Source organism: Janthinobacterium psychrotolerans (genome assembly GCF_001677885.1).
In the GTDB taxonomy this organism is placed as follows: Bacteria; Pseudomonadota; Gammaproteobacteria; order Burkholderiales; family Burkholderiaceae_D; genus Janthinobacterium; species Janthinobacterium psychrotolerans.
On the sequence record NZ_LOCQ01000059.1, the window covers coordinates 255,609 to 268,558 of the forward strand.

General features: G+C 63.8%; 15 protein-coding genes and 1 pseudogene. 6 read left to right on the forward strand and 10 right to left on the reverse strand.

From position 1 onward, the window contains the following. Nucleotides 1-171 precede the first annotated feature (171 nt). The 3 genes from ASR47_RS19620 (at nucleotide 172) to ASR47_RS19630 (ending at nucleotide 2,644) form a co-directional block, all read left to right on the forward strand. Nucleotides 172-1,188 (forward strand): M14 family zinc carboxypeptidase, encoded by a 1,017-nt coding sequence (locus tag ASR47_RS19620; RefSeq protein WP_065309462.1) that lies wholly within the window; start codon nucleotides 172-174, stop codon nucleotides 1,186-1,188. Between the two features lie 29 nt (nucleotides 1,189-1,217). Next, nucleotides 1,218-1,937: an alpha/beta fold hydrolase gene (locus ASR47_RS19625; RefSeq protein WP_065309590.1), complete on the forward strand. Its 720-nt coding sequence runs from the start codon at nucleotides 1,218-1,220 to the stop codon at nucleotides 1,935-1,937. Between the two features lie 74 nt (nucleotides 1,938-2,011). Continuing rightward, nucleotides 2,012-2,644 (forward strand): carbonic anhydrase, encoded by a 633-nt coding sequence (locus tag ASR47_RS19630; RefSeq protein ID WP_065309463.1) that lies wholly within the window; start codon nucleotides 2,012-2,014, stop codon nucleotides 2,642-2,644. 84 nt (nucleotides 2,645-2,728) lie between these two features. Here the strand turns inward: ASR47_RS19630 and ASR47_RS19635 are convergent, their stop codons facing one another. The 3 genes from ASR47_RS19635 to ASR47_RS19645 all read right to left on the reverse strand — a co-directional run bounded on the left by ASR47_RS19635 (nucleotide 2,729) and on the right by ASR47_RS19645 (nucleotide 4,647). Beyond that, a complete protein-coding gene (locus ASR47_RS19635) occupies nucleotides 2,729-3,037 on the reverse strand; it encodes a hypothetical protein (RefSeq protein WP_065309464.1) in 309 nt (102 codons plus the stop codon). An 11-nt stretch (nucleotides 3,038-3,048) separates the two neighbouring features. After that, a complete protein-coding gene (locus ASR47_RS19640) occupies nucleotides 3,049-3,822 on the reverse strand; it encodes a hypothetical protein (RefSeq protein ID WP_065309591.1) in 774 nt (257 codons plus the stop codon). 312 nt (nucleotides 3,823-4,134) lie between these two features. Then, the gene (locus ASR47_RS19645; RefSeq protein ID WP_245714416.1) at nucleotides 4,135-4,647 is read right to left on the reverse strand and encodes a hypothetical protein; all 513 of its coding nucleotides are present in this window, start codon (nucleotides 4,645-4,647) and stop codon (nucleotides 4,135-4,137) included. 168 nt (nucleotides 4,648-4,815) lie between these two features. Here ASR47_RS19645 and ASR47_RS19650 point away from each other — a divergent pair, with 168 nt between their 5' ends. The 3 genes from ASR47_RS19650 to ASR47_RS19660 all read left to right on the forward strand — a co-directional run bounded on the left by ASR47_RS19650 (nucleotide 4,816) and on the right by ASR47_RS19660 (nucleotide 7,095). Then, entirely contained in the window at nucleotides 4,816-5,664 is an 849-nt protein-coding gene (locus tag ASR47_RS19650; protein ID WP_150127880.1) for an HDOD domain-containing protein, read from the forward strand. Nucleotides 5,665-5,755: 91 nt separating this feature from the next. Continuing rightward, nucleotides 5,756-6,187: a hypothetical protein gene (locus ASR47_RS27535; RefSeq protein WP_065309466.1), complete on the forward strand. Its 432-nt coding sequence runs from the start codon at nucleotides 5,756-5,758 to the stop codon at nucleotides 6,185-6,187. Further along, entirely contained in the window at nucleotides 6,184-7,095 is a 912-nt protein-coding gene (locus ASR47_RS19660) for a DUF2145 domain-containing protein (RefSeq protein ID WP_065309467.1), read from the forward strand. Before ASR47_RS27535 ends, ASR47_RS19660 begins: the two co-directional genes overlap by 4 nt. A 342-nt stretch (nucleotides 7,096-7,437) precedes the next feature. Here ASR47_RS19660 and ASR47_RS19665 read toward each other — a convergent pair whose 3' ends face one another. The 7 genes and pseudogenes from ASR47_RS19665 to ASR47_RS19690 all read right to left on the reverse strand — a co-directional run bounded on the left by ASR47_RS19665 (nucleotide 7,438) and on the right by ASR47_RS19690 (nucleotide 12,913). Continuing rightward, nucleotides 7,438-9,648 (reverse strand): OsmC domain/YcaO domain-containing protein, encoded by a 2,211-nt coding sequence (locus ASR47_RS19665; RefSeq protein WP_065309468.1) that lies wholly within the window; start codon nucleotides 9,646-9,648, stop codon nucleotides 7,438-7,440. Between the two features lie 87 nt (nucleotides 9,649-9,735). Continuing rightward, nucleotides 9,736-10,293 (reverse strand): flavin reductase family protein, encoded by a 558-nt coding sequence (locus ASR47_RS28035; RefSeq protein WP_425402749.1) that lies wholly within the window; start codon nucleotides 10,291-10,293, stop codon nucleotides 9,736-9,738. Between the two features lie 57 nt (nucleotides 10,294-10,350). Then, a pseudogene (locus tag ASR47_RS28230) lies at nucleotides 10,351-10,785 on the reverse strand (GNAT family N-acetyltransferase); the annotation flags it as partial. Between the two features lie 28 nt (nucleotides 10,786-10,813). Further along, entirely contained in the window at nucleotides 10,814-11,443 is a 630-nt protein-coding gene (locus ASR47_RS19675) for a Rossmann-fold NAD(P)-binding domain-containing protein (protein ID WP_065309469.1), read from the reverse strand. Between the two features lie 51 nt (nucleotides 11,444-11,494). After that, nucleotides 11,495-12,190 carry an arsenical resistance protein ArsH gene (arsH, locus tag ASR47_RS19680; RefSeq protein ID WP_065309470.1) on the reverse strand — a complete coding sequence of 232 codons (696 nt, stop codon included), beginning with the start codon at nucleotides 12,188-12,190 and terminating at the stop codon, nucleotides 11,495-11,497. Continuing rightward, the gene (gene arsC / locus ASR47_RS19685) at nucleotides 12,183-12,590 is read right to left on the reverse strand and encodes an arsenate reductase (glutaredoxin) (RefSeq protein WP_065309471.1); all 408 of its coding nucleotides are present in this window, start codon (nucleotides 12,588-12,590) and stop codon (nucleotides 12,183-12,185) included. The genes arsH and arsC overlap by 8 nt, the downstream gene beginning before the upstream one ends. Nucleotides 12,591-12,619: 29 nt before the next feature. Then, nucleotides 12,620-12,913 carry an ArsR/SmtB family transcription factor gene (locus ASR47_RS19690; RefSeq protein WP_065309472.1) on the reverse strand — a complete coding sequence of 98 codons (294 nt, stop codon included), beginning with the start codon at nucleotides 12,911-12,913 and terminating at the stop codon, nucleotides 12,620-12,622. Nucleotides 12,914-12,950 lie beyond the last annotated feature (37 nt).

Consider the following 12,950-nt stretch of genomic DNA (forward strand, 5'->3'; position numbering starts at 1 on the left):
TTGCGTCCTCCTGGCTGATTGTGTCGCTCGCTGCTGTTGGCTCGGTGGGCGCGCGCCGGCCCATGGACTACTATAGGATGGAGCGAAAAAAAGGTCTGTACGCGAACGTACATTTAACGGGCAGAGCCTTATTTCAGCTACACTGGGGCACCTTCTTTTGCAGCGTCGCCCATGATCGAAAAGAATCTCCCGGAACTGGTCATGCTCAAGCGCCTGATCGACGAAGGCGGCCGCCACCTGGAAGTGGCCGCACCGTGCAGCATCCCCATCGATGGCCGCGACTTTCCCGTCTACACGATTGCGCTGGGCAACCCCAGCCCCGATGTGCCCGTGCTGGGATTTTTCGGCGGCATCCATGGCCTGGAGCGCATCGGCACGCAAGTGATCCTCGCTTTCCTGCAAAGCATCCTGGCGCGCCTGCAATGGGACAGCACCCTGCACCAGCAGCTCGAATCGATGCGCCTGGTCTTCATGCCGCTGGTCAATCCGGGCGGCATGTGGCAAGGCACGCGCAGCAATCCGCAGGGGATCGACCTGATGCGCAATGCGCCACTGTCGGCCAGCGAACCGGTGCCCTTTCTGCTGGGCGGCCACCGCTACAGCCATCACCTGCCCTGGTATCGTGGTGCGCAGGGCAAGCCGATGCAGCCGGAAAGCCAGGCCGTGTGCGAGCTGGTCGAGCGCGAATTGCTGTCGCGCCAGTTCAGCATCGCCCTCGATTGCCATTCAGGCTTCGGCTTGCGCGACCGCATCTGGTTTCCCCATGCTCACACGGCCACGCCGATCGCCCACCTGGCCGATATCGGCGCGCTGGAAGAGCTGTACAGCCGCACCTACCCCAACCACAACTATGTGTTCGAACCGCAAAGCCGGCAGTACCGCACCCATGGCGACCTGTGGGATTACCTGTATCTGCGGGCTACCTGCGACAGCGAGCGCGTATTCCTGCCGCTGACGCTGGAAATGGGTTCGTGGCTGTGGGTCAAGAAAAACCCGCGCCAGCTGTTCAACCGCGCCGGCATCTTCAACCCGACCGCCGCCCACCGCCTGCAGCGCGTGCTGCGCCGCCACCTGGTGTGGTTCGATTTCCTGATGCGCGCGGCGAACAGCCACGGCCGCTGGATGCCGGAGGGCCTGGCGCGCAAGGCGCACCGCAAGCGCGCGCTGGCGCAGTGGTACGAGTCGTGACCGACATCTGGATACTGCTGCGCGGCCTGATGCGCGAGCAGCGGCACTGGGGCGGCTTTCCCGCGGTCCTGGGCGCCGCCCTGCCCGGCGCCACCATCATCACGCCTGACCTGCCCGGCAACGGCGAACACCATGCGCTGGACAGTGCGACAAGCGTGGCCGAGATGGTGGAATTTTGCCGGCAGGATTTATTGGCGCGCGGACTTGCGCCACCTTATCGCCTGCTGGCCCTGTCGCTGGGCGGCATGGTGGCCGTCGAATGGGCCAGCCGCTATCCGGGCGAGATCGCATCGTGCGTACTGATCAACACCAGCATGCGACCCTACAGCCCGTTTTACAGGCGCTTGCGCTGGCAGAATTATCCGGCCTTGCTGAGGCAGCTGCTGCTGGGTGACCAGGCCAGCCAGGAAGCGCTGATCTTGAGGCTGACCAGTTGTCAACATGGCGCCGGCAATCCGGCGCTGGTGGAGCAGTGGGTAGCGTATCAGCGGCAATACCCCGTCAGCCGGCGCAATGCGCTGCGCCAGCTGCTCTCGGCCGCCCGCTTTCGCGCACCGGCCAGCTGTCCGCCGCTGCCGCTGCTGGTACTGGCAGGCGCGCAAGACAGCCTGGTGGACCCGGCGTGCTCGCATCAGCTGGCGCAAGCATGGCGCATCGCCTGTGAAACGCATCCCGAAGCAGGACATGACTTGCCGCTGGACCAGCCGGACTGGGTGGCGCGCACGCTGGTGCGCTGGCTGGCGCACTGACTGGCACACTGGCTGGTTTAACCATGCGCGATCGGCGATAATATCAACCCATTCGACTTTTCCTACCGACATATATGCGCGACATCATTGCTGGATTTCTACGTTTCCAAAAAGAAGTTTTTCCAGCTCGCCGTGAATTGTTCAAAACACTGGCGACAGGGCAAACGCCCAAGGCCTTGTTCATTTCCTGCTCCGACAGCAGGATGGTGCCGGAACTGGTCACGCAACGCGAGCCAGGCGAGCTCTTCGTGATCCGCAACGCTGGCAACATCGTGCCTTCGTATGGCCCCGAACCAGGGGGCGTGAGCGCGACGGTCGAATATGCCGTGTCCGCCTTGAACGTCTCCGACATCGTCATTTGCGGGCATTCCGATTGTGGCGCCATGAAGGCCATCGCTACCTGCGCCTGCCTTGAACATATGCCTGCGGTCAATAACTGGCTGCGCCACGCCGATGCCGCAAGGATGATCAATGAGGCGCAGGACCATCCAACGGAACAGGCGCGCATAGACGGCATGGTACGCGCCAACGTAGTCGCCCAGCTCAACAATATCCGCACGCATCCGTCGGTGGCCTTGCGTATCGCGCAGAAGCGCTTGCGTCTTCACGGCTGGGTCTACGACATCGAAAATGGCTCGCTCGATGCGCTCGATGAGTCAACCGGCGATTTTATTCCATTGGCGGACCACCCTGCATCAAGGCTTTGAACCGAACCGCCGTCGAGGCCAGCCAGATGCCTGGTGTATGGCGGCCTTGACGGTCTGCTCTTCAGGGATCTGCCGACACCAGGCTCACGGCAGAAACAGCCGATACGCCTTGTCCTGCAAGGCGATCGCCACCTCTTCCAGGCGCTGCGCGCAGCTTGCAGTCACGGTGCCCTCGCCTGGCACAAAGCCGCTGTAGATATCGACAAACGCGGCCGCCAGCGTCTTGGGCACGCTGGGCTGATCCTGGTAATGCGCTATCAGGAAGTCGACCGCCGCCAGCAGCTCGGCGATCTCGTCTTCCGTCACCGGCTCCGTGGTCCTGATCTTGACGGGAATGGCATGCTCGCCCAGCAGGCGGGCCTCGACAATGGCATGCGCAACTGCAGGCGTCATGGCGTGCTCGTTCATGGCAGGCGGTGGCGGAAAGTCGGCTCGATATTGCGTGCATGCAGCCATTGCACGATATCTTCCAGGGTGGCGTCCTGCAGCAACAGGCCGCCGTTTGATGGCGGTGCCTTGATGATGGCGGGAGCAGCAACGGCCACCGGCGCCACGCCAGCATGCTGCTGCAGCACGGCCAGCGCCCTGGCGAACTGCGCCGCCGTCATGCTGCGCAAGCCTTCCACGAAACCGAGTTGCGCATGCAATGGCGGCGGCATGTCCAGGCCAGGCTCGTCGGCAAACGAGGCGCCCATGCCGGGGTGGATAAAAGCCGCCCATTTGCCCGAAGGCTGCAGGCACGGCGGCAATTGGGCCGACTCCAGGAAGGCGGCCGGGGCGGCGCTCAGGATATCGGTACTGGCGGGCAGGAACACGCTACGCAGCAATTGCAGCAATTGCCTGGCCTGCGCCAAGGGTACCGCCGTTTCCAGCGACAGCCACAGATAAAACGAGCTGCGGCCCGAGATGCTGACGGCGGGCGCCGGCAGGTCCAGTTCATGCTGCAAGGCATTGGCAATCGCACACAAGTCGCTCCAGTGCTTTTCACCGCCGCCCTTGCCGCCAAACTCCAGCACCAGGGTGCGCGTGCGCCCTGCCGCATCGACCAGCCGGGCGGTGACGGCAGGGCCGCCGGCCACCTGGCGCGCCAGCACTTCGGGCGTGATGGGCTGGCCATCGGTATCCTGCTGGCCATCGGCCAGGTACAGCCTGGCCAGTTCGGAAATCAATTTGTGCATGCGCGCTTCCATCCTGCTTGTATGTTCTGCCTCGCGCCAACGGTGGCAAGGTTGCCGCGATTATAGACCAGCCACACACGCCAGTCGGCACCAGCCTGCCACACCGCCCCATGCCGGAAAACAGTGCATGCGGCAGCAAACCCAGGGCCATGCCCAGCAAGTCCAGCAAGCATGTACGGCCAGGAGCTGCAACGCCGCCATCGGCATTTTCTCGGACTCGCGTCTCCGGCCCGCCGTTTCTACGTTTTCAGGCCTTACGCATTCAATGCATCAGACAGCTTAACTGAAGGGCATTACAGCACCCTGCGGTCTTTACTGCGTGCCAAAAACGATCAACTTTCGATGGTTTCCTTGCTCGGGAAGTACCAGTATGCGGGCCTGCTCGACCGGCACACAGGTTTTCATCGCAAAGCCCGCTGGCACGGCACCGGCGTCGCGCGCCAGCATTTCCGGTTCATTGATGACGTCGAATTTTTTTGCGCGCCGTATCATCAGATGCTCGATGCCGGCGTCGCCCTGTGTCGCCGGTTTCACCACCATCAGTGACCAGCGGCCCTCTTCGCCAAGGAATTTTTTTCTCGCCAGGAAGGCATTGACGCTATCGGCAGGCGGTTGCGCACCGTGCAGCTCACTCTGGTAAACGGTCATCGGGCACAGCAAGGTACCCGCTGGCCACCCCAGTTCGGGCAGCGCAGAGACCGTATTGGGGCGCAACTGCTCCAGGTGGAGGTCAAGTGGATGCCGTTTCTCGGCACAGGCGCAGAGCACGGCAAGGGAGAGCATGCCGAAGGCGCGAAACAAGTCAGTCATCGGCGAGTTGTCCATTCAAGATCCTGGCCAGGTTGGGAATGCGGGATCATAGCAAAGCCTGGCGCTGCATTGCTCTCCAAAACTAACGCACGCCCCCTATTTCCGGCCATCCACTTGCAATACGACACAGCAGGTAAAATTGACCGATAATAGAATCATCCTTTTCAAGCAATCATCACTACCTTGACCACACCATCCATGCAAGCCGACATCGTCAACAGCCTGTCCCAGCTCCTCGCCCGCGCCCACAGCGAGACCCTCGCCTTTCCGACCAACGTCAATACGGCACTGCGTTTGCAGCAGGAGCTGGGCAATCCCGATTGCCACGCGGCCGACATCCACCGCCTGCTGCTGTCCGAGCCGGGCCTGTCGGCGCGCGCCGTGTCGCTGGCCAACTCGGTGATGTTCGCCCATGGCCACACACCCACCGTCACCAGCGTGCGCGCCGCCGTCGAGCGCCTCGGCTACCGCAACCTGCTGTCGCTGGCCACCGCCGCCGTGATCCGGCAAATGAACACCGGCATCAAGGACGCCGCCCTGCGCGCCAAAGCGGCGCAACTGTGGGCGCACAGCGTGCACGTGGCGGCGCTGGCGCATGAAATCGCCCGCACCATGACCCATGTTGACCCCGACACCGCCGTGTTCGCCGGCATCGTGCATGAAGTGGGCGGCCTGTATCTGCTGGCCGAAGCGGACAAGACGCCGGGCCTGTACCAGCAGCTCGAAACGCAGATGGCGCCGGTGCTGGAAATCGTCGGCCGCGCCTTGATGCGCCAGCTGATCGTGCCAGGCCAGGTGGCCGACGCCGTCGTCACGCTGCCCGGCGCCACCGTGCTGCTGCCGCCGGCCGGCCTGCGCGACACCTTGCTGCTGGCCAAGGCGATCGCGCCGGTCGCCTCGCCATTGCCACAGATGCCGTCAGCCGTCAACGAAAGGCTGCAACAATTCCTCGATCAGGACCCGATGTTGCAGGAATTACGCAATAATCCGGCCGCCGAAGCAAAAGAGCTGATCGCGGTTTTGCTGGCCTGACCTGATCTGCTATGATGGGAAAGTTGCCGGGGACACACCCGGCCTGACCCGCATCACAGCACTGGATACTGTCTTGACTATCTCTCTTCGCATGCTCGGCCTGGCCGCAGCACTGACCGTGGCCTGCAACGCCCACGCCGACAGCTTTGCCTCCTCGGCCTCCAGCGCCGGCTCCGCGTCGAGCGGCAGCGTGTCCGACTCGCTCAGCGGTTCGAGCAACAGCTCGAAAACCGACAAGCGGGTCGACAATGGCCCCTACCGCATCATCGATATCGCCGCCACGCCTGGCCATGCCGGCATGACGCGCCTGACCATGCAGGCCGAAGCGGCCCAGCAGCCGCTGGTGCTCGACTTGCCGCAAGCGACATTCGAGCAGCAGCAGCTGGCGCAGGGCGACATGGTGCATGCGCAAAACCGCGCCTACGGCATCGAATTTTCCCGCAACGACACGCGCGCCGCCTTCTTCCTGGTGCTGGCCGACGAGTGGTACGGCGAACTGGGTACGCGTCCGGTCAGCATGTGAAGCTGCGCCGTTTCCTGGCGCCAGCCCTGCTCCTGATCGCCGCCGGTGCCGCCCATGCCGGCGGCTCCATGTCGTCCTCGCGCTTCTGTGACCGCTCGCAGGAACTGACCGCCACCGAACAAGATAAACTGCTGCGCTTTGCCGCCGTGGTGCGCGAGGAACTGGCCGCCACCGAAGGCAGCGTGGCGCTGATCAGCCGCTCCGGCCTCGATCTGTCCCGCTTCGGCATCCGCTATTCCCACGCAGCGCTGGCCTGGCGCCATGACAGCGACGCCGGCTGGTCCGCGCGCCAGCTTTACTACGCCTGCGACGAAGGCCGCCCGCGCATTTTCGACCAGGGCACGGCCGGTTTTGCCATGGGCACCGACGACCCCAAGCTCGGCTATATCTCCATCGTGCGCCTGCCAGCCGAAACGGTACCGCCGCTGCGCCGCGCCCTGCTCGACCCGGCCCGCGTGCAGCATCTGCTGGCCGGCAGCTACAGCGCCAACGCCTATGCCTACGGCCTGCAATACCAGAACTGCAATCAATGGGTGGTCGAACTGCTGGGCGCCGCCTGGGGCGAGCTGCCCGACGGCGCCGACCTGCGCGAACGCGCGCAAGCCTGGCTGCGCAGCGCCCCCTATGCGCCCGAGCCCGTCACTATCCCCTCGCGCTGGCTGATGTTCGGCTCCATCTTCGTGCCGCTGGTACACCTGTCCGACCATCCGCAGGACGCCGTCAACACCATGCGGCTGCAGGTGAGCCTGCCGTCCACCCTGGAAACCCTGATACGCCAGCGCCTGCCCGCCAGCGAGCGGGTGGAAATCTGCCACGACGGCAAGCAGGTGGTGGTGCACAAGGGGTGGGAACCGGTGGCCGAGGGCTGCGTGCCCGGCGCGAATGACCGGGTGGTGGTGCTGGACTGAGGCTTGTTCAGGTCGGCATACATGCCCCGGGAAGGTGAAATCCCGGGGTGGGACCCTAATGGCGTTAAATGAGCGCCTCTGCTCCACAATCACACCAGCAGAAGATCAGAACCCCAGTCGCCCGCACAGACATGCCGGGCCAAGCGGGCCTGAAAAATGTCGAGGGCAAGGCGCAGCGACGCAGGCAGTACGTTAGTACGACAAGGAGCTGCAACGCCGCCATCGGCATTTTCTCAGGTCCGCGTCTCCGGCCCGCCATTGTTACGCCTTCTGTCGTTCAATGCGCCAGACACCCCAACTTAGCTGCATCAGGGTCGGGCCCGGCGGGTACGACCCCACTGGCTAGCTGCTCTGGCTGAGGCCTGCCGCCCTGCCCCGCGCCACATGCAGCTTCTTGAAGCTGTCGATCAGGCGCTGGTGGCGCTCCAGCCCTTCGAGCTTCATGCTGGTGGGCGTCAGGCCATGGAAGCGCACGCTGCCGTCCATGGAACCGAGCACGGCGTCCATGCGGGCGTCGCCATACATGCGGCGGAAATTGACGAGGTAGTCTTCCAGTTCCAGCTCATCATCGAGCTCCACTTCCAGCACCACGTTCAGCGCCTGATAGAACAGGCGGCGCTCGACGGTATTGTCGTTGTATTGCAGGAAGGCTTCGACCAGCTCCTGCGCTTCGTCAAATTGCTGCAAGGCCAATTGAATCAGCAGCTTCAGCTCCAGGGTCGTCAGCTGGCCCCATACGGTGTTTTCATCGAATTCCACGCCGATCAGGGTGGCGATGTCGCCATATTCGTCGAGCTCGCTGTTTTCCAGGCGCTCGAGCAGCGCTTCCAGGCTGGCGTTGTCGAGGCGGTGCAAATTCAACACATCCTCGCGGAACAGCAGCGCCTTGTTGGTGTTGTCCCACACCAGGTCTTCCACCGGATACACTTCCGAATAGCCGGGCACCAGGATGCGGCAGGCGGCCGCGCCCAGGTTGTCGTACACGGCCATATAGGCCTCCTTGCCCATCTCGGCCAGGATGCCGAACAGGGTGGCCGCTTCCTCGGCGTTCGAGTTCTCGCCGTGTCCGGAAAAATCCCATTCCACAAAGTCGTAATCGGCCCTGGCGCTGAAGAAGCGCCACGAGACGATGCCGCTCGAATCGATGAAGTGCTCGACGAAGTTGTTCGGTTCGGTAACAGCGTTGCTGGCAAAGGTCGGCCGTGGCAGGTCGTTGAGGCCTTCGAAGCTGCGGCCCTGCAGCAATTCCGTCAGGCTGCGCTCCAGCGCCACTTCCAGGCTCGGGTGCGCGCCAAACGAGGCGAACACGCCGCCGGTGCGCGGGTTCATCAGGGTCACGCACATTACCGGATACACACCGCCGAGCGACGCATCCTTGACCAGCACCGGAAAGCCCTGCTCTTCCAGGCCGCGGATGCCGGCCACGATGCCCGGGTATTTCGCCAGCACTTCCTGTGGCACATCGGGCAAGGCCATTTCGCCTTCGAGGATCTCGCGCTTGACGGCGCGCTCGAAAATCTCGGACAAACACTGCACCTGCGCTTCGGCCAGCGTATTGCCGGCGCTCATGCCGTTGCTGACGTAGAGGTTCTCGATCAGGTTGGACGGGAAATACACGACCTTGCCATCGGACTGGCGCACATACGGCAGCGAGCAGATGCCGCGTTCGGCATTGCCGGAATTGGTGTCGACCAGGTGCGAGGCGCGCAGTTCGCCGTCGGGGTTGTAGATGGCCAGGCTGTGCTTGTCGAGGATCTCTTTCGGCAGCTTGTCGTTGCGGCCGGGCTTGAACCAGCGCTCGTCAGGGTAATGGACGAACGGCGCGTTGGCGATCTCCTCGCCCCAGTAGGCGCCGCCGTAGAAATGGTTGAAGTTCATGCGCTCGATGAATTCGCCGAGGGCCGAGGCCAGCGCGCTTTCCTTGGTGGCGCCCTTGCCGTTGGTAAAGCACATCGGCGAATGGGCGTCGCGGATATGCAGCGACCAGACGTTGGGCACGATATTGCGCCACGAGGCGATTTCGATCTTCATGCCCAGGCCGGCCAGGATGGACGACATATTGGCGATGGTCTGTTCGAGCGGCAGGTCCTTGCCGGCGATATAGGTGCTGGCCTGTGCATCCGCGTTCAGCATCAGCAAGCCCTGGGCGTCGGCGTCCAGGTTGTCCACCTCCTCGATCACGAATTCGGGGCCGGTCTGCACCACTTTCTTGACGGTGCAGCGGTCGATCGAACGCAAGATGCCCTGGCGGTCCTTGGCCGAGATATCGGCCGGCAGCTCGACCTGGATCTTGAAGATCTGCTGGTAGCGGTTTTCCGGGTCGACGATATTGTTTTGCGACAGGCGGATGTTTTCAGTCGGGATGTTGCGCGTATCGCAGTACAACTTCACGAAATAAGCCGCGCACAGGGCCGACGAAGCGAGAAAGTAATCGAAGGGGCCCGGCGCCGAGCCATCGCCCTTGTAGCGGATAGGCTGGTCGGCGATGACCGTGAAATCATCGAACTTGGCTTCGAGACGCAGCTTGTCGAGAAAGTTGACTTTAATTTCCATGAGGTATTCCAATATTTTGCTTGAAAGAGTTAGGCGCTATTATCCTTTCTTTCTGGAATACCGCATAGATCGTTGACTTTTATGCTCTTACACCGTCAGCGACTCGCCGATCGCATAGAACTGTCCGCCGGCAATGTAATGCAGGCTGCGCCAGGCGGGATCGGCATCCTGGAAATGCCAATGGCCATCGCGAAACACGCGCGTGTCTGCCCATGCGCCCACCACTTCGCCGATAAACAGGTCGTAGCGATCCTGGTTATGCGGCTCGGGCACCAGCCGGCAGGCCAGCCAGGCCGCGCAACCGGCAACGAACGGCAAGTCATGGCCGTCGACACCGAACAGCTCGACGCCGGCGCGCGCCAGCTTGTCGGGCATGTCGGCCAGGCTGTTGGTGCCTACCACGTGCGTCAGCTGCAATTGCGCCGCGGTCGGCACCTGGATCAGAAACACGCCGCTGGCCTCGACCAGCGGCCGCGTGCGAGTGGCCTTGTCGAGCACCACCGTCAGCTTGGGCGGTGAAAAATCAAGGGCGCAGGCCCAGGACGCGGCCATCACATCGTCGACGCCGCCGTGGCGGGACGAAACGAGAACGGCCGGGCCGTGGTTGATCAGGCGGCAGGCTTTGTCCAGCGGGACGGCCGCCATGCATGCGTGTGCCGCCTGCATGGCATCACCTTGTGCGTGTAGTGGCAGCACCATCTCCCAGCAGTCGATGCCGGGACCATAGCCGTCCGGCGTCACCTTGACGGCGGCAAAACCGAAACTGGCGTAGAAACGCTGGGTGTGCTGGCTGGTGTCGATCCTGACGATGGCTACCTGCGGCATGGCGCGAATGGCAGCGAGCCGCGCCTGCGTCAGCATGCGGCCCAGGCCCTGGCCATGCAGGTCGTGCGCCACCATGCCCCAGCACAGGCTGGCGGTGACACCGTCCGCTTCCACGGCGTAGCCGCCACAGGCGACGATGCGCCCGCCGCATTCGATGACCAGGTAGGGATCGGTCGACCCGGCCAGGCAGGCACTGAACATGGCGCGTTCCGACGGATCGAAAAAGCGCGGCGTATTGCCGTCGAACAGGGCCAGGCAGGCCTCGCGGTCACTGGACCGGTAAGGGCGGATAGTGTTTTCCGGTTGCTTCATCAGATACTTTCAACAATATGAGCAGTCATCATGCCAGTTGCTCCGAAGTGACGACGTGCAGGCCCGGCGCGGCATCGATGGCCGCTTCCAGCAGCGCCTGCGCGATGCGTTCGGCAGGATTGATGCGCCAGCGCCGCGGCAGCACCGGCGCCAGCACGCCGAGCATGGCGGCCATCGCCGCTTCGCCGGGCCGCACGGCAGCGCGCGCGCCGCCGATCAGGCCCGGGCGCACATGCGTGAGGGACGCAAAGCCCAGGGTAGCGAGTTCGCGTTCCAGTTCGCCCTTGACGCGGTTATAGAAAAAGCGCGAGCCGGGATTGGCGCCGGCCGCCGAATTGAGCACATGGGCTGGCGTGCCGGCCGCCCTGGCCAGGCGCGCCACCACCATGGGATAGTCAAAATCGACCCGGCGAAATGCTTGCTGCGAGCCGGCCACCTTCATGGTCGTGCCCAGCGCGCAGACGACGGCGTCAGCGCGCCACCAGGTCGCGTCCGGCGCCAGCCCATCAAAATCGATGAATGGCGCGATCAGTTTTGGATGCGCCGCCAGCGGCTTGCGCGCCAGCGCCACCACGGTGCTCACGCGCGCGTCGGCCAGCGCCAGGCGCAGCACGTGCTGGCCCACCAGGCCGGTGGCGCCTGCCAGTAGCAATTTCATGGCGACCTCTCTTTATATGGATGCCATACGATACAGCATCGCCACGCTGCGCTACAACGGATGGTCGTGCGGCGCCGCCTTGCGTTCGCTGTAGCGGCTGGTCAGGTAGTCGCTGCGCTCGCGCACGATCAGGGTAAATTTATACAACTCCTCCATCACGTCGACCAGCCGGTCGTAATAGGCCGAGGGCTTCATGCGGCCGTCGTCATCGAATTCCTGCCAGGCCTTGGCCACCGACGACTGGTTCGGGATCGTCACCATGCGCATCCAGCGGCCCAGCACGCGCAGGCCGTTGACCGCATTGAACGATTGCGAGCCGCCCGACACCTGCATCACGGCCAGCGTACGGCCCTGGGTCGGGCGCACGCTGCCCAGCTCCAGCGGCAGCCAGTCGATCTGCGACTTGAACACGCCCGTGACCGCGCCGTGGCGCTCGGGGCTGCACCACACCTGCCCTTCCGACCATAGCGACAGCTCGCGCAGCTGCTGCACCTTGGGATGTTCGGCGCCGACGCTGTCGACCATCGGCAGGCCATGCGGATCGAACACGCGCGTGTCGGCGCCGAAATGGCGCAGCAGCCGTTCGGCTTCCAGTACCAGCAACCGGCTGTACGAGCGCTCGCGCAGGGAACCGTACAGCAGCAGGATGCGCGGCGCGTGCGTCATCGGCGCCGCCATGAGTTTTTCAACCGTCGGCGTATCGACGTGAGCCGTGCTCAGGTTCGGCAAGCCGTCGATGTCATTCATGCGCCACCACGCGCTGGCCGTCTTCCTTGGTAAACGGCGCCAGCTGCGGCAGCGGCAGGATATCGAGCACCAATTCGGAGGGCCGGCACAGGCGCACGCCCAGCGGCGTGACGACAAACGGCCGGTTGATCAGGATGGGATGGGCCAGCATGGCGTCGAGCAGCGCCGCGTCGTCCAGGGCCGGGTTGTCGAGGCCCAGTTCCAGGTACGGCGCGCCCTTCTGGCGCAGTGCGTCGCGCACGGCCAGGCCGGCGCGCGCGATCAGCCCGGCCAGCTCCTCGCGCGATGGCGGCTGCTGCAGGTACTCGATGACCCGCGGCTCGGCGCCGGTATTGCGTATCAGCGCCAGGGTGTTGCGCGAAGTGCCGCAGGCGGGGTTGTGGTAAATGACGATATCCATGGAGATCCTTTCAGTTCAGGAGCAAGCGGTCAGCATGGCGCGCCGCCGCAGCAGTTGTCGGTCAGGAAGCCGACCAGGGCGTTCATGCTGTCCATGCGCGCAGCGTAGATGATGAAACGCCCTTCCTGGCGCGCCGTGACCAACTGCGCGTGCGACAGCTCTTTCAGGTGGAACGACAGCGACGACGGCGCAATCGCCAGGCGCTCGGCGATCTTGCTGGCGGCCAGGCCTTCGGGGCCGGTCTGCACCAGCAGGCGGAAGATGGCCAGGCGCGATTCCTGGGCCAGTGCCGCCAGGGCGGCCAGTGCGTGCGGGGTTTGCATGAGACATGCCTAATTGGTTCAATAATTCAATAATAGT

Coding starts and splice junctions, on each gene's coding strand:
- ASR47_RS19640 (WP_065309591.1), bottom strand. CDS start 3,822: ATGCACAAATTGATTTCCGAACTGGCCAGGCTGTACCTGGCCGATGGC.
- arsH (WP_065309470.1), bottom strand. CDS start 12,190: ATGAATGACATCGACGGCTTGCCGAACCTGAGCACGGCTCACGTCGAT.
- ASR47_RS19645 (WP_245714416.1), bottom strand. CDS start 4,647: ATGGACAACTCGCCGATGACTGACTTGTTTCGCGCCTTCGGCATGCTC.
- ASR47_RS19625 (WP_065309590.1), top strand. CDS start 1,218: ATGCGCGAGCAGCGGCACTGGGGCGGCTTTCCCGCGGTCCTGGGCGCC.
- ASR47_RS19620 (WP_065309462.1), top strand. CDS start 172: ATGATCGAAAAGAATCTCCCGGAACTGGTCATGCTCAAGCGCCTGATC.
- ASR47_RS27535 (WP_065309466.1), top strand. CDS start 5,756: ATGCTCGGCCTGGCCGCAGCACTGACCGTGGCCTGCAACGCCCACGCC.
- ASR47_RS19665 (WP_065309468.1), bottom strand. CDS start 9,648: ATGGAAATTAAAGTCAACTTTCTCGACAAGCTGCGTCTCGAAGCCAAG.
- arsC (WP_065309471.1), bottom strand. CDS start 12,590: ATGGATATCGTCATTTACCACAACCCCGCCTGCGGCACTTCGCGCAAC.
- ASR47_RS19635 (WP_065309464.1), bottom strand. CDS start 3,037: ATGACGCCTGCAGTTGCGCATGCCATTGTCGAGGCCCGCCTGCTGGGC.
- ASR47_RS19630 (WP_065309463.1), top strand. CDS start 2,012: ATGCGCGACATCATTGCTGGATTTCTACGTTTCCAAAAAGAAGTTTTT.
- ASR47_RS19675 (WP_065309469.1), bottom strand. CDS start 11,443: ATGAAATTGCTACTGGCAGGCGCCACCGGCCTGGTGGGCCAGCACGTG.
- ASR47_RS19690 (WP_065309472.1), bottom strand. CDS start 12,913: ATGCAAACCCCGCACGCACTGGCCGCCCTGGCGGCACTGGCCCAGGAA.
- ASR47_RS28035 (WP_425402749.1), bottom strand. CDS start 10,293: ATGGCGGCCGTCCCGCTGGACAAAGCCTGCCGCCTGATCAACCACGGC.